11 protein-coding genes are annotated in these 15,140 nt (G+C 71.0%); 3 read left to right on the forward strand and 8 right to left on the reverse strand.

Annotated elements, in window-relative coordinates; genetic code table 11:
• Nucleotides 1–395: 395 nt before the first annotated feature.
• The 3 genes from ACZ63J_RS09265 to ACZ63J_RS09275 all read right to left on the reverse strand — a co-directional run bounded on the left by ACZ63J_RS09265 (nucleotide 396) and on the right by ACZ63J_RS09275 (nucleotide 4,634).
• Nucleotides 396–1,961 carry an amidase gene (locus ACZ63J_RS09265; RefSeq protein ID WP_465403703.1) on the reverse strand — a complete coding sequence of 522 codons (1,566 nt, stop codon included), beginning with the start codon at nucleotides 1,959–1,961 and terminating at the stop codon, nucleotides 396–398.
• Nucleotides 1,961–3,304, reverse strand: coding sequence for a type I glutamate--ammonia ligase (gene glnA / locus ACZ63J_RS09270; protein WP_465335526.1), 1,344 nt, complete (start codon nucleotides 3,302–3,304; stop codon nucleotides 1,961–1,963). Before glnA ends, ACZ63J_RS09265 begins: the two co-directional genes overlap by 1 nt.
• 61 nt (nucleotides 3,305–3,365) lie before the next feature.
• Nucleotides 3,366–4,634 carry an MFS transporter gene (locus tag ACZ63J_RS09275; protein WP_465403705.1) on the reverse strand — a complete coding sequence of 423 codons (1,269 nt, stop codon included), beginning with the start codon at nucleotides 4,632–4,634 and terminating at the stop codon, nucleotides 3,366–3,368.
• Nucleotides 4,635–4,722: 88 nt separating this feature from the next.
• Here ACZ63J_RS09275 and ACZ63J_RS09280 point away from each other — a divergent pair, with 88 nt between their 5' ends.
• Entirely contained in the window at nucleotides 4,723–5,385 is a 663-nt protein-coding gene (locus tag ACZ63J_RS09280) for an LppX_LprAFG lipoprotein (RefSeq protein ID WP_465335527.1), read from the forward strand.
• On the opposite strand, the gene ACZ63J_RS09285 is transcribed toward ACZ63J_RS09280, so the two are convergent.
• Together ACZ63J_RS09285 and ACZ63J_RS09290 are read right to left on the reverse strand one after the other, a co-directional pair.
• Nucleotides 5,382–6,842, reverse strand: coding sequence for an alpha/beta hydrolase (locus tag ACZ63J_RS09285; protein ID WP_465403707.1), 1,461 nt, complete (start codon nucleotides 6,840–6,842; stop codon nucleotides 5,382–5,384). The genes ACZ63J_RS09280 and ACZ63J_RS09285 overlap by 4 nt on opposite strands.
• Nucleotides 6,827–8,389, reverse strand: a complete 1,563-nt coding sequence (locus tag ACZ63J_RS09290; RefSeq protein WP_465403709.1) for an alpha/beta hydrolase — start codon at nucleotides 8,387–8,389, stop codon at nucleotides 6,827–6,829. Before ACZ63J_RS09290 ends, ACZ63J_RS09285 begins: the two co-directional genes overlap by 16 nt.
• A 155-nt stretch (nucleotides 8,390–8,544) precedes the next feature.
• Here ACZ63J_RS09290 and secA2 point away from each other — a divergent pair, with 155 nt between their 5' ends.
• Nucleotides 8,545–10,884, forward strand: a complete 2,340-nt coding sequence (secA2, locus tag ACZ63J_RS09295) for an accessory Sec system translocase SecA2 (RefSeq protein ID WP_465302814.1) — start codon at nucleotides 8,545–8,547, stop codon at nucleotides 10,882–10,884.
• Here the strand turns inward: secA2 and ACZ63J_RS09300 are convergent.
• Entirely contained in the window at nucleotides 10,803–11,354 is a 552-nt protein-coding gene (locus ACZ63J_RS09300) for a hypothetical protein (RefSeq protein ID WP_465403711.1), read from the reverse strand. The two genes, secA2 and ACZ63J_RS09300, sit on opposite strands and share 82 nt — an antisense overlap.
• A gap of 100 nt (nucleotides 11,355–11,454) precedes the next feature.
• Here ACZ63J_RS09300 and ACZ63J_RS09305 point away from each other — a divergent pair, with 100 nt between their 5' ends.
• The gene (locus tag ACZ63J_RS09305) at nucleotides 11,455–13,176 is read left to right on the forward strand and encodes an NAD+ synthase (protein ID WP_465403713.1); all 1,722 of its coding nucleotides are present in this window, start codon (nucleotides 11,455–11,457) and stop codon (nucleotides 13,174–13,176) included.
• Here ACZ63J_RS09305 and ACZ63J_RS09310 read toward each other — a convergent pair.
• Both ACZ63J_RS09310 and ACZ63J_RS09315 read right to left on the reverse strand, forming a co-directional pair.
• The gene (locus ACZ63J_RS09310) at nucleotides 13,173–13,787 is read right to left on the reverse strand and encodes a VOC family protein (protein WP_465403715.1); all 615 of its coding nucleotides are present in this window, start codon (nucleotides 13,785–13,787) and stop codon (nucleotides 13,173–13,175) included. The two genes, ACZ63J_RS09305 and ACZ63J_RS09310, sit on opposite strands and share 4 nt — an antisense overlap.
• Nucleotides 13,788–13,794: 7 nt before the next feature.
• Nucleotides 13,795–15,138, reverse strand: a complete 1,344-nt coding sequence (locus ACZ63J_RS09315) for a S8 family peptidase (RefSeq protein ID WP_465403717.1) — start codon at nucleotides 15,136–15,138, stop codon at nucleotides 13,795–13,797.
• Nucleotides 15,139–15,140: the final 2 nt, after the last annotated feature.

A 15,140-nucleotide genomic window follows, 5' to 3' on the forward strand; every position in this document is an offset into this window, starting at 1 on the left:
TGCTCTCAAAGGAACCTCATACGAGGTTCAATACATAAGCTCTACTGGCTTAGTTCACTAGCACACTGTTGAGTTCTCAAGCAACACACTCTGGACTCACCGCCTTATCGGCGGTTATATCCTCGGCAGTTGTTCCAAGCGATATTCAAAGCTTTTGGTCGAGCATGCCTCAGCCTACGGTGTTAGTCGTAGGGATTCGGCGGCCGCTCGTGGGCCGACGCTGAACATTACCCGGTCCGATCCGCGGTGTCAACCCGCTCGGCCCGGCCGGATCTTCGGGGCTTGCGGCCCCGGGGCGACCCGGTGTTCCTGGCGACGAAGAGAAGATTACATGCCCTGAAACCGGTCCCGAACAGGGGGGTCACTTAACGCCAATACCGCAGGTCAGAGCGTGTTCATCGACCCGCGGCCGGCACCGTCGCCAAGTACCTCGGCGGGACCCGCGCCGGAACCACCCTCGAGAAGTCCGCGGCGAGCGCCAGCATCCGGGCGTCCGACCACCGGGCGCCCATGAACGAAATGCCCACCGGGAGCGGTCCGGCGAACCCCGCGGGCACGGTGACGTCCGGATACCCCGCGACCGCGGCCGGGGTCGACGACGGGATCACGTCGTTGTCCCCCACCGCGCAGTCGGTCTTCCACGCCGGCGGGTTCGTCGGCGACACGATCGCGTCGAGGCGGTACTTCGCCAGCGTCTCGTCGAGGGACCGGCGGGCCAGGTCCGACAGCTCCGCGCGGCCGGCGAGGTATCCCGGGTCGGTCGGCGGCGGCGCGGCCAGTGCCTGCTCGAACAGCTCCTGGCCGGCGAAGCACGTCCGCTCCAGCGGGTCGGCGCGGTTGTAGGCGATGAGCTCGGCCAAGTTCCGCGGGCCGCGAGGACGCGTCGCGAGGTAGGCGTCGATGTCGCGGTGGAACTCCGTGAGCAGCGCCGGGAACTCCAGCTCACCGAGCCGCGCCTGGTATGGCGGAGTCACCTCGACCACCGTCGCACCAGCTTTGACCAGGGCGTTCCGCGCCGACGTCATGACGGCGTCGGTCGACGGGCCGAGCACCGGCAGCCGCCACAGCCCGATCCGCGCGCCGCGCAGGACGCCCGGCCGGAGCAGCTTCGCGTAGTCCGTCGGCTGGGTGCGCGGGTACTGCAGGGTCGCCGGGTCGGAGGGGTCCCTCCCCTGCAGGACCGACAGCGTCAGCGCGACGTCGACGACATTGCGGGCGATCGGGCCCGCGGTGTCCTGCTCGGCCGAAATCGGCACCACGCCGGTGCGGCTGACCAGGCCGAGGCTCGGTTTGTGCCCGACCGTGGCGGTCATCCCCGCGGGGCAGACGATCGAGCCGTCGGTCTCGGAGCCGATCGCGATCTGGGCCAGCGAAGCGGCGACGCCGGCCGCGGACCCGGCGGACGACCCGCACGGGTTGCGGTCCAGCACGTACGGGTTGTTCGTCTGGCCTCCGACGCCCGACCAGCCGGACGTCGGCTTCGCCGCGCGGAAGTTCGCCCACTCCGAGAGGTTCGCCTTGCCGAGGATCACCGCGCCGGCGTCACGCAACCGGGTGATCAACGTGGCGTCTTTCGCCGGGTAGCTGCGGAGGGCCCGCGATCCCGCGGTTGTCCACTGGTCGCGCGTGTCGACGTTGTCCTTGACCAGCACCGGGATGCCGTCGAGCGGGCCGCGCAGGTGGTGCGTCCGACGTCGGGCATCACTCGCGGCGGCCTGGCTCAGGGCCGCGGGGTTCAGCGCCAGGACCGCGTTGACCTTGCCGTCGATGCGGTGGATCCGGTCGAGATAAGTGCTGGTCAGGCCCACCGCGGTGAGCCGGCCGGACGCCATCCGCGCCTGCAGCGAAGGGATGTCGGCCGCGTCGAGGTCGAACTTCGACGACGCGGACGCGACGGGCGCCGTCGGGACGAGCACGAGTGCGGCGGCCAGGGTCGCGAGGAACACCGGCCGCCGCCTCATCAGAGCACCGGCAACAGGGTGCGGAGCTCGTACGGGGTGACCGCGCTGCGGTAGTTGTCCCATTCCACCCGCTTGTTCCGGAGGAAGAAGTCGTAGACGTGCTCGCCGAGCGCCTCCGGCAGGAGCTCCGACTTCTCCATCTCGGCCAGCGCCTCTCCCAGGTTCTGCGGCAGCTGCGCGTACCCGGCGGCGCGCCGCTCGGAGTCGCTCAGCTGCCAGATGTTGTCCTCGGCGGGTGGCGGCAGCTCGTAGCCCTTCTCGATCCCCTTGAGCCCGGCGGCGAGGATGACCGAGTACGCGAGATACGGGTTGCACGCCGAGTCCAGCGTACGGATCTCCACCCGTCGGGATGACGCCTTTCCGGGTGAATACATCGGGACGCGGACGAGCGCGGACCGGTTCGCGCGGCCCCACGAAACCGTCGTCGGCGCCTCGCTTCCGCTGATCAGGCGCTTGTAGGAGTTCACCCACTGGTTGGTGACCGCGGAGATCTCCTTGGCGTGGTGCAGCAGGCCGGCGACGAACGCCTTGCCGGTTTCGGACAGCTCGTGCGGGTCCTCGGCGTCGTAGAAGGCGTTGCGGTCACCCTCGAAGAGGCTGATGTGGGTGTGCATCCCGGAGCCGGGCTGGTTCGTGAACGGCTTCGGCATGAACGTCGCGCGCACGCCTTGGGTCAGCGCGACCTCCTTGACGACGTAGCGGAACGTCATCACGTTGTCGGCCATCGTCAGCGCGTCGGCGTAGCGGAGGTCGATCTCCTGCTGGCCCGGCGCGCCCTCGTGGTGGCTGAACTCGACCGAGATGCCCATCGCCTCGAGCGTCTCGATCGCGTGCCGGCGGAAGTGCGTCGCCGTGGCGTGGCTGGCCTGGTCGAAGTAACCGCCGTTGTCCGCGGGCTCCGGCTCGCTGCCGTCTTCGGGCAGGGTCGCGAGGAGGAAGAACTCGATCTCCGGGTGCACGTAGCAGGTGAAACCCGCTTCGCCCGCCTTCGACAGCTGGCGTCGCAGGACGTGCCGCGGGTCCGCCCACGACGGCGAGCCGTCCGGCATCGCGATGTCGCAGAACATGCGGGCCGAGTACGGGCTGCCGTCGGGGGTCTCCCAGGGCAGGACCTGGAACGTGGCCGGGTCCGGTTTGGCCACCATGTCGGATTCGTAGACCCGCGCGAACCCTTCGATGGCCGAGCCGTCGAAGCCGATTCCCTCGGTGAAAGCGCCTTCGAGCTCGGCCGGGGCGACCGCGACGGACTTGAGGAACCCCAGCACATCGGTGAACCAGAGACGAACAAAACGGATGTCGCGCTCCTCGAGCGTGCGGAGCACGAATTCCTGCTGGCGATCCATGGCCGCACCCTAACGACAGCGTGTTAACGGGATGTTTCACGACGCGCCGAGGGTGACCAAGTCACGCCGTGAGCACCGAAACAGGCTTCTTCGCGCGCTTGATCGCCAGCGACGCCACCGATGCGAGCACCGCCAGGACCGCCGCCGAATACCAGGCCAGGTTGTAGTTCCCCAGCTGGTCGCGGACCAGGCCCGCGGCCGATGCCGCGAACGCCGCGCCCAGCTGGTGGCAGGCGAAGACCCAGCCGAACACGATCGGGCCCGCGTCGCCGAATGCCCGGACGCAGAGGGCGACCGTCGGCGGGACCGTGGCCACCCAGTCGAGGCCGTAGAAGAGGATGAACGCCCACATGCTCGGCTGCACCGAGTTCGTGAACAGCTGCGGCAGCAGCGCCAGCGAGAGGCCGCGCAGGGCGTAGTACACCCCGAGCAGGATCCGCGGGTCGACGCGGTCGGTGAGCCAGCCGGAGAAGATCGTGCCGACCACGTCGAAGACGCCGACCAGGGCGAGCAGGCCCGCCGCCGTCGTCTGGGGCATGCCGTGGTCGTGCGCGGCCGGGACGAAGTGGGTGCCGACCAGGCCGTTCGTCGTCGCGCCGCAGATCGCGAGCAGCCAGAACGTTCGGGTGCGAGCCGCCTGACCCAGCACCGAGAGCGCGCGCCGGGCCGAGCCGGTCTTCGACGCCGGGCGCTCGACCACCGTGTCGGCGGGTGCGCCGTAGGCCGTCGTGCCGACGTCGGCGGGGTGGTCGCGGATCACCAGCAGGACCACCGGGACGACCGCGAGCGCGGCGATCGCGATCACCAGCGACGCCGTCCGCCAGCCGGAACCGACCGCGAGGTTCGCGATCAACGGCAGGAAGATCAGCTGGCCGGTGGCGCCCGCCGCGGTCAGCACGCCGGTGACCACCCCGCGGCTGCGGACGAACCACCGGGCCGCCACGGTCGCGGCGAAGCTCATCGCCATCGAGCCGGTGCCCGCGCCGATCAGCACTCCCCAGCACAGCACCAGCTGCCAGCTCGCGGTCATGAACACCGTGCCGGCCGCGCCGAGGGCGATGACGAACAACGCCGTCGCCGAGACACGGCGGATGCCGAAGCGCTCCATCAACGCGGCCGCGAAGGGCGCGAAGAGGCCGTAGAGCACGAGGTTGACCGAGACGGCCGAGCTGATCGTGGCCGTCGACCAGCCGAACTCCTGGTGCAGCGGGTCGATGAGGACGCCGGGGGCGGACCGGAAGCCGGCGGAGGCGAGCAGCGCGACGAACGCGGCGCCGGCGATCAGCCAGGCGCGGTGCAGCTTCGGGGCAGGGCGGGTCTCAACAGTCACAAGAGGCAGTTTCGCCGCGCGCGCGTGAAGGGGAAAGTGGCCTGAAGGACATCGTCCGCAAGGATCAGGCCACGACTAGGCTCGGGGGATGTCGCGCTTCGCCCTCCTGCTCGTGCTCCTGCTGACGGCCGGCTGCACCGGATCGCCGGACACGCGCGGGCCGTTCCCGGCGGGCGCCGAGCTGGTCCGCGACGCGGCGACGTCGTTCGCTTCGGTGCGGAGCGTGCACTTCGCGGCCGGGGTCAACGGCGTGCTGCCGGGCTTCCCGCTCCGGCAGATCGAAGGCGACGCGACCCTGGACGCCGGCGGGGCCGCGACCGGCACGGCCGACGTCCAGGAAGGCGACGGGCACACCAAGTTCCGCTTCACCGTCCGGGACGGCGAAGTCACCACGGACCCTGACATCGCGCGCGGCCGGATCCCGGCGATGTACGACGTCGGGAAGTTCCTCGGCCCGGCCGCCGGGCTGAAACGCCTGCTCGACGGCGTCACCGACACGAAGACCGAGGGCCGGGAGAACGTCGACGGCGCCGCCGCGCTGCGGGTCGGCGGCCGGGTGCCCGCAGCCGTCGCGCACGGCGTGCTGCCGCAGATCCACGACGACGTCATCGTCAAGGTGTGGGTCTCGGCCGAGGGGCCACGGCGGTTCGCCCGGCTGTGGGTGCAGGTCCCGCCGGCCGGCGACCACCTCAGCCCGGTGATGTTCGAACTGTCCCTGACCAGGCAGAACGAGACCGCCGACCTCGGTTAGCAGCGGGTGTCGGCGACGGTCCCGTCGATCAGGTACGCGATGCCCGCGCGGTCGACGCACGGGTTGCCGTCGAGGAAGACCGTGTGCTGGACACCCTCGTAAGTGAGCAGGGCACTGCCGAGGTCCTTCGCGAGGTCGACGCCCTGCCGGTACGGCGTCGCCGGGTCGTGCGTCGTCGAGACGACCAGGGTCTTCGGCAGCCCCTCGACCCGCGCGACGTGCTCGGCCGACGTCGGCGGGACCGGCCAGGTCGAGCAGATGTCCAGCTCGCTCGTGTCGGGCGTGCCGCCGGCCAGGAAAGGCGCGCCGGCCAGCATCTTCTCGTGCGCGCGGTCGATCGCGGCCCGGTCGGTGACGCGGGTGTGGTCGACGCAGCGGACGGCGAAGTACGCGTCGATCGCGCCGCTGTACTGGCCGTCGCGGTCCCGCTGGTAGTAGTCGTCGGCGAAAGCGAGCAGCGTGCGGCCGTTGCCCTGGGCCACCTGCTCGAGCGCGGCCTTCAGGGCGGGCCAGTCGCCGCGTGAGTAGAGCCCCGCGAACGTGCCCGTGATCGCGTCCTCGAACGACAGCTTCCGCGTCCCGGCCGGGAGGGGCTTCGTGATCAGCGGGCGCGCCAGCCGCTGGAGCCCCTCGGTGCCGCCGGTCAGCGGGCACGAGCACCACTTGGTGAACTCGTTCAGCGCGTCCTGGAAGCCCGCGGCCTGCGTGACCAGCGAATCCACCAGGCCCTGGGCCGGGTCGATCGCGCCGTCGAGCAGCAGCGCGCGGACGTTGTGCGGATACGCCTCGGCGTACGCCGCGCCGATCTGCGTCCCGTACGAATAGCCGAGGTAGGTCAGCTTCTTGTCACCGAGCGCGGCGCGAAGGACGTCGAGGTCGCGTACGACGTCTCGAGTGCCGACGTTCGCGAGGAACTCCTTGCCGTGCTTCGTCGCTTCGACGCACTTCGCGCCGTACGCGGTCGTCTCGGCGAGCTGCTTTTTCACCCCTTCGGGCGACATATCGCTTTCGACGTCGGACGCGCGGTCCGCGTCCTGCTCGGCGCCGGTGCGGCAGGTGATCCGCGGCTCGCTCGTGCCGACGCCGCGAGGGTCGAAGCCGACCAGGTCAAAGCGGTCCAGCAGAGGCGCGGCCGCAGGCGACTTCGCGAGTGACGCGGCCGTCGCCGTCCCCCAGCCGCCCGGTCCACCCGGGTTGACGACCAGCGAGCCGATGCGCTGCTTCGTGGCCTTGTGCCGCCGGAGCCCGACCGTGACCGTCTTGCCGTCCGGCACCGCGTAGTCCAGCGGAACGGTCAGGCGCGCGCAGTCCAAAGCCTCGCCGCAGGGACTCCACACGAGCTTCTGCGAGGTGAACTTCGCGAGGTCGGGAGGGCGCGGCGACGGCACGGGCGCCGGAGCACCCGTGCACGCCGCCAGCAGCACCGCCAGCGCGGCGACGCCTACTGCCCGGCGCACCGCGTCCCCTCCGGCGGCACCGTGCCGTCGACGAGGTAGTCCGTGCCCGCCTGGTCCACGCACTTCACGCCCTGCAGGAACACCGTGTGCTGCGTGCCTTCGAAGGTGAGCAGCGCGCCCTTCAAGCCCTTCGCGAGGTTGACGCCGGCCTGGTACGGCGTCGCCGGGTCGTTGGTCGTCGAGATGACCAGCGTCTTCGCCAGGCCTTCGACGTTCGGCACGTGCGGCTGCGAGGTGTTCGGCACCGGCCAGAACGCGCACGCGTCGCGCGCCGCCGAAGCCGGGCGGCCGTCGTCGAGGAACGGCGCCACCTTCACGTACTCCTCCTGCGCCTTGAGGATGACGGCCGGGTCGGTCACGCGCGGGTCGTCGACGCAGCGGATCGCGGTGAAGGCGTCCTGGGTGGTGCCGTACTTGCCGGTGGAGTCACGCTCGTTGTAGATGTCGGCGAGCTTCTCCAGCGTCGCGCCGCGCTGCTGCTTCAGCTCGTTGAGGCCCGAGTTCAGCGGCTCCCAGAGACTCTGCTGGTAGAGCGCCTGGATGACACCGGTGGTCGCGTCCTCGTAGGAGAGCTTGCGGCCGTCGCCGACCGGGACCGGGAAGTCGATCAGCGGCCGGACGAGCTCCTGGAACGCCTTGACCGCGGCGCCGGCGTCCTGGCCGAGCGCGCAGTCCTGCTGACCGGCACACCACTTGGCGAACTGCGTGAACGCCGTCCCGAAACCCTGGCCCTGCGCGACGAGCGACTCGACCGCGTCCTGCTCCGGGTCGACCGCGCCGTCGAGGATCATCGCGCGCACGTTCTTCGGGAACGCCTCGGCGTAGGTCGAGCCGATCCGGGTGCCGTAGGAGTACCCGAGGTAGGTCAGCTTCTCGTCGCCGAGGACCGAGCGCAGGACGTCCAGGTCCTTCGCGACGTCCCGGGTGCCGAGGTTGGCCAGCATGCCGGTGCCGTCGTCGGTGCGCTGAGCGCACTTCGCGGCGAAGTCCTTCTCCTGCGCTTCCTGCTTGAGGACACCCTGGGGCGAGCCGTCGGTCTCGCTGTCGTCGGCGCGGTCGGCGTCCCGCTCGGAGTCGGTCAGGCAGCGGATGGCCGGCTGGCTCGCGCCGATCCCCCGCGGGTCGAACCCGACGAGGTCGAAGCGCTTGGCCAGGCCGGCGCTCGTGGCCGGCTTGACCAGCCCGGCGGCCGCGACCATGCCCGACGCGCCCGGGCCGCCCGGGTTGACGACCAGCGACCCGATCCGGGAACCCTCGTCCGACGCCTTGTGCCGGAGCAGGCCCAGCGTGACGGTGTCGCCGGCCGGCTTGGTGTAGTCCAGCGGCACGGTCAGCCGGGCGCACTGGAGGTCTTTCGCCTGGAACGCCGACCGCGCGTCTTCCGACGTCGCGTAAGGTGCGCACTCGGCCCAGGTCAGGCTCTGGCCGTAGAACCGTTCCAGCCCGGCGGGCACCGGCCCGGACGGCTGGTGCGATTCGGTCGTCGGCGCGGGCGGCGTGGTGTCGCCGGTGGACGTGCACGCGGTCAGCGAGGCCGCTAGCAGCACGGATGTCGCAATTGCGGTGATCGGGCGACTACCGGACCTGGCGCTGGGATGAGGGAACACGGTTGGATCGTCCCATCCGGCCGCGGAACTCGAACGCACCACCGCCACGTTGGGTGGGGCAGGCCGGTCGAGCGAGAGAGAACGGGAGACCAGGGGTGGCAGCACTGATCAGCCGGGTGGGCAAGCGGCTCCGCCGGATCATCCAGCGGCCGGGCAGCGTCGAGCTGACCCGCTACGAAGCACTGCTGCCCGCAGTCGAGAAGCTCGAACCCGAGCTCGAGAAGCTCTCCGACGAGGAGCTGACCGAGCGGGCGGGCAAGCTCCGCGAGACGCTGAAGGACACCGCCTTCGGCGACAACCAGCTGATCGAGGTGTGCGCGCTGGGCCGCGAGGCCGCGCGGCGCGCACTCGGCGAACGCGCGTTCGACGTGCAGGTGCTGGGCACGATGGGCCTGCTGACCAAGCACGTCGTGCAGATGGAGACCGGTGAGGGCAAGACGCTCGCGGGCGCCCTGGCGGCGGCCGGGTACGCGATCCGCGGAAAGCGCGTTCACGTCGTCACCGTCAACGACTACCTGGCCCGGCGCGACGCGGAGTGGATGGGCCCGGTCTACGCCCTCCTCGGCGTGTCGGTCGGCTGGGTCGAGCCGGCGCACTCGCGCGAAGAGCGCAAGGTCGCCTACGCCAACGACGTCACGTACGGCGCCGTCGCCGAGATCGGCTTCGACGTCCTGCGCGACCGGCTCGTGACGGCGGTCGACGACCTCGTCCAGCCGGACCCCGAGGTCGCGATCGTCGACGAGGCGGACTCGGTGCTGGTCGACGAAGCCCGCGTCCCCCTCGTGATGGCCGGTTCGATCGACCACACCGACGCCGACGAAGAGGTCGCGAAGGTCGTCCGGCGGCTGCGGCTCAACCTGCACTACGAAACCGACAGCGAGGGCCGCAACGCCTGGCTGACCGACGCCGGCGCCTCCGTCGTCGCGAAGTCGCTCGGCCTGGAGGTCGACGACCTCTACGGCGAGACGGCGTCCGACCGGCTCCCCGCGGTGAACGTCGCGCTGCACGCGCACGCGCTGCTCACCCGCGACGTCGACTACCTGGTCCGCGACGGCAAGGTGCAGCTCATCAACGCGGCTCGCGGCCGTGTCGCCGAGCTGCAGCGCTGGCCGGACGGCCTGCAGGCGGCCGTCGAGGCGAAGGAGCAGGTCACCGCGACCGACCGCGGCGAGATCCTGGACTCGATCACCGTCCAGGCGCTGCTCGCGCGCTACCCCGAGGTGGCCGGCATGACCGGTACCGCGGTCGCCGTCGCCGAGCAGCTGCGCGAGTTCTACGAGCTCGAGGTCGCGGTCATCCCGCCGAACACCCCGAACGTCCGCGAAGACCTCGAAGACCGCGTCTTCGCGTCGCCGTCGCAGAAGCTGCGGGCGATCGAAGAGGAGATCCGCACGGTCCACGAGACCGGACGGCCGATCCTCGTCGGCACGCAGGACGTCGCCGAGTCCGAAGAGCTGGCCGAGAAGCTGGCGAAGGTCGACCTCGAGTGCGTCGTGCTCAACGCGCGCAACGACGCCCAAGAGGCCGCGATCATCGCCGAGGCCGGCAAGAAGGGCGCGGTCACCGTGTCCACGCAGATGGCGGGCCGCGGTACGGACATCCGGCTGGGCGGCACCGACGGCGCGACCCGCGACGAGGTCGTCGAGCTGGGCGGCCTGCACGTCATCGGCACCGCGCGGTACCCGTCGAGCCGCCTGGACGGGCAGCTCCGCGGGCGGTCCGGCCGCCAGGGCGACCCGGGCAGCGCGATCTTCTTCGCGAGCCTGAACGACGAGCTCGTGCTGTCGAACGCGCCGGACGTGCCCGAGGGCATCACCGACGACGAAGAGACCGGCGAGATCGTCGACAACGCGGCGTTGCGGCAGCTCAACCACGCCCAGCGCGTCGCCGAGGGTGTCGACCTGGAGATCCACCGCAACACCTGGCGCTACACGCGGCTGATCGAGCGGCAGCGGCGTGACCTGCTGACCCACCGCGACAAGGTGCTTCGCACCGGGTACGCGGCGGAGCAGCTCGAGAAGGCGCACCCGGAGAAGTTCGGCGAGCTGAAGGAAAAGCTCGACGACCAGGAGAAGCTGGAGCAGATGTGCCGCGAGGTGCTGCTGTTCCACGTCGACCAGCTCTGGTCCGACCACCTGGCGTACCTGACCGACGTCCGCGAGAGCATCCACCTGCGCGCGCTGGCACGGGAGACGCCGCTCGACGAGTTCCACCGCGCGGCGATCCCGGAGTTCCACAAGATCATCGCCGAGGCGGACTCGCGCGCGGCGAAGACCCTCGAAGAGGCCGAGCTGACCGACGAGGGCATCGACCTCGGCGAGGCCGGCGTCCGGCGGGCGAACACGACGTGGACCTACCTGGTGCACGACAACCCGTTCGACTCCGACTTCGAGCAGACCATCAAGAAGGTCCGGAGCATGATCAAGCGCAAGTAGCTCGGGGTTTTGCACCGGGGGTCTCCGTTCGCGGAGGCCCCCGGTTCGCGTTTCAGGACGGTGCGGTGATCCTGGAGACGCCGTAGTTCCCGTCGGTCTCCCGCTTGACCGAGAGCTCGCCGCTGCGCGTTGTTCGCGCCGAGCTTCCGCGCGGCCTCGGCCACCTGGGTCCGGCCGACCGCGCACGCGGCGGCTTCGGCGGCCGCCAGGTCGTCACCCATGACGGCGAGGAGGAACTTCCCCGCGGCGACGCTGCCGGAGTTCAGGTCGAGCGGTGCGCCACCGCGGGCGGCCGGCTTGTCACCGGAGAGGAAGAAGCCGGGCGCGACGAAGCCGGTGAAGAGGACGATCACCACCAGCAGCAGGCCTCCGCCGCCGGCGAGCAGGCCGATCAGCAGGCCGTTGCTCTTCTTCGGCGGTTGCGGTTGGTCCGGGCAGGGCGGTCCTGGCGGCTGCGGTGGGTACGTCATCGTCCGGTCAGGCGCAAGGTACCCGGGCGGCCGGAACCGGGCGTGGCATTTCGCCCACATTCGCTCGGCTGCCCGGGTGGCCGTGGGACAGAATGGCGGCATGCCGCAACTGCGCATCGCGCTCGCCCAGGTCAACCCCACCGTCGGTGACCTCGACGGCAACGCCGACCTGCACGTCGCCTGGACGCGCCGGGCCGCCGAAGCCGGCGCCCACGTCGTCGTCTTCCCCGAGATGTCCCTGACCGGCTACCCCGTCGAGGACCTCTCGCTGCGCAAGACCTTCGCCGCCGCGTCCCGGCAGGGTGTCGAGTCGCTGGCGCGCCGCCTCGACGAGGCCGGCTGTGGGGACGTGCTGACCTACATCGGCTACCTCGACCTCGACGAGACCGGCTCGCGCGACGCGGCCGCGGCGCTCTACCGCGGCGAGGTCGTCGCGCGGCAGTTCAAGCACCACCTGCCCAACTACGGCGTCTTCGACGAGCACCGCTGGTTCAAGCCGGGCACCACGCTCGACGTCGTCCGGCTGCACGGGCTCGACATCGGCATGGTCGTCTGCGAGGACATCTGGCAGGAGGGCGGCCCGATCACCGCGCTCGGGCACGCCGGGGTCGACCTCGTCGTGGCCCCGAACGCGTCGCCGTACGAGCGCTCGAAGGACGAGCAGCGGCTGCCGCTCATCGCGCGCCGCGCCGCCGAAGCGGGCGCGCCGCTGGTCTACACCAACCAGGTCGGCGGCCAGGACGACCTCGTGTTCGACGGTGACTCGCTCGTCGTCGGCGCGGACGGGACGCTGCTGGCGCGGGCGCCGCAGTTCGTCGAGCACCTGCTGGTGCTGGACATGGACCTCCCGAAGAGCGCGTACGCGGGCGACGGTTCGTACGAGGGCTTGCAGGTCACGCGGCGCGTGCTCGGCGAAGAGCCGCTGCCGGCGTACGAGCCGACGGCCGAGCCAGTGATCAGCGAGCCGCTGGCGGACGAGGCCGAGGTGTGGTCGGCGCTGGTCGTCGGGCTGCGGGACTACGTGCACAAGAACGGCTTCTCGTCGGTGACGTTCGGCTTCTCCGGCGGCATCGACTCGGCGGTCTGCGCGTCGCTGGCGGCGGACGCGCTGGGCGGCGACAACGTCTACGGCGTCTCGATGCCGTCGAAGTACTCCTCGGGGCACTCGAAGGACGACGCCGAGGACCTCGCGCGCCGGATCGGGGCGCACTACCGCGTCGAGCCGGTCGAGGACATGGTCCGGGTGTACGTCGAGCAGCTGTCGCTGACGGGGCTCGCCGAGGAGAACATCCAGGCGCGGACGCGGGGCATGCTCCTCATGGCACTGTCCAACCTGGACGGTCACCTCGTGCTCGCGACCGGCAACAAGACCGAGCTCGCCGTCGGGTACTCCACGATCTACGGGGACGCGGTCGGCGCGTTCGCCCCGATCAAGGACGTCTTCAAGACGCACGTCTGGCAGCTCGCGCGGTGGCGCAACGCCGAAGCCGTCAAGCGGGGTGAGACGCCGCCGATCCCGGAGAACTCGATCTCGAAGCCGCCGTCGGCCGAGCTGCGGCCGGGCCAGATGGACTCCGACTCGCTGCCGGACTACGCGCTGCTCGACGACATCCTCGACGACTACGTCGAGGGCGACCGCGGGTACGCGGACCTGGTCTCCGCCGGGTTCGAGCCGGAGACCATCGACCGTGTGGTGCGGATGGTCGACAAGGCCGAGTACAAGCGGCGCCAGTACCCGCCGGGCACGAAGATCACGTTCAAGGCGTTCGGCCGTGACCGGCGGCTCCCGATGACCAACCTGTGGCGCGAGGGCAAGGCCTAGCTCAACGCGACCTGGCGGCCTTCCTTCGACCGGAGAGCCGCCGTCAAGCTCGCCTTTTCGGTGCGGCGGACCAGGAACTCCAGGCCGAGCGCGTCCATCGCCGTTTGGACCGACTCCGGGTCCGGGTGGGTGCCGGTGACCATCAGCAGCGGGATCGACGGCAGACCACGCGTGGTCGGGTGCGGTGTGGTCCCCCAGTCGATGAGGAACGGGCGGAGCGTGCCCGGGGCACTCGGCGGGGTCAGCCGCCAGCGCAGGAGCTCGCCATCGGCGGTCTCGCGGGACATCTCCCGCGCGTCACCCGGGTCGAAGCCGTGGGCTTTTGCCTGCTGGATGGTGGCGTCGAGGTCGGTGGTGCGCACCGCCCACGCGACCAGCGCGGGCTCGGTGAGGTCGTCGATGCCGAAGGGGCGCGGGTTTTCGGGCTCGGGTTGCGCCGGGTCCGGGCCGATCACCTCCAGGTACATCCCCGCGCCGAGGTCGGCGAGGTGGTTGGCGGTCCCGAGACCGACGTGGCTGCCGCCCGGCGCGGGCGTGACTCCGGTGAGTTCGGTGACGCGGGCGACGGCCTTGGCGAGGTCCGGTCCGGCGTAGACGAGGTGATCGAGCACGGCGCCATCATCCCGCGCCGACCGCGTTCGCCGCATCGACCATTCCGTGGCCGTAGTAGGTCGTGCCGGTCTTCGTCGCCTGGCACACGGTGTCGGGGCACGGGAGCGGCGACGCCGTCTCGTAGAGCGCGCGCTTGATCCGCTCGGCGCTCCAGCGCGGGTGCTCACTCGCGATCAGCGCGGCGACGCCGCTCGCGTGCGGCGCGGCCATCGACGTCCCGCTCGCCGAGCGGTATTCGCCGTTCGGCCAGGTCGACCAGACACGCGCGCCGGGCGCCGCGACGCTGATCCGCGTCGCCGAGTAGTTGGAGAAGCTCGCCTTCAGCGACTTCTCGTCAAGCGCGCCGGTGCCGACGACCCCGGGCAGCTCGTGCGGCAGGCGGGTGCACGTCGGGTTGATGCGGCGTTCGACCGGGGTGCTGTCGGCCGGGCTCTCGGTGTCGACCGAACGGGTGTCGAGGTTGATCCCGGCGTTGCCGGCGGACGCGACGACGAGGACGTTGCGGCGCTGGGCGTAGGCGACCGCGCGGCCGACGGCGAGCTTGGCCGCGGCCTGGTCCGGCTGGTCGTCGCAGTTGTAGCGCCACGGGATCGAGCGGTAGCTGTTGTTGGTGATCGCGAAGCCGTGTTCGGCGGCCCAGACGAAGCCGCAGACCATGCTTTCGGCCGTCTCGGTGTCGTCGAGCTCGGCGAGCTTCACCGCGGCGATGCGGGTGCCGGGCGCGACGCCGAGCACGCCGGATCCGTTGCGGGCCGCGGCGATCGTGCCCGCGACGTGCGTGCCGTGGCCGTCGAGCGTCGGCCGCCAGGCGCCGGGACTGCGGTCGGCCCAGCCGGCGAGGCAGGACACGGAGTTCCTCGCGTCGAAGGCCGGTTTCAGGTCCGGGTGGGTGTCGTCGACGCCGACGTCGAGCACGCCGACGACGGTGCGCCGGCTGCCTTCGGTGACCTGGTGCGCTTCGGGCAGGCGCAGTGCCGGGACGTCCCACGCGGTGCCCTCGGGCGGGACCTGGCCGGAGTTCGGCGAGTTCGGGCCGGTGTAGCGGACGTCCTTGCGGGGCGCGAAGAACTCCTTCGGGATCTTCGCGGTGCGCGTCGCCCCGACGGCGTCGATGCCCGGGGTCTTGCGGACCTTCGCGGCGAAGTCGTCCTTCGCCGTGTACGCGACGACGACGCCGATCTGCGGGTAGCTCGCGACGACGGTGCCGCCGGCTCGGTGGACGGTCAGTTCGGCCCACCACGTGTTGTGCGCGACGACGACGTGCGGCATCACGAGCGGGTCGGCCGTCGCTGCCGCGGGGGTTGTGGTGAGGCCGAGCAGCACCGCCACCACCAGCATCACGCGTCGCACCT

The organism is Amycolatopsis sp. NPDC104863, from assembly GCF_055582965.1.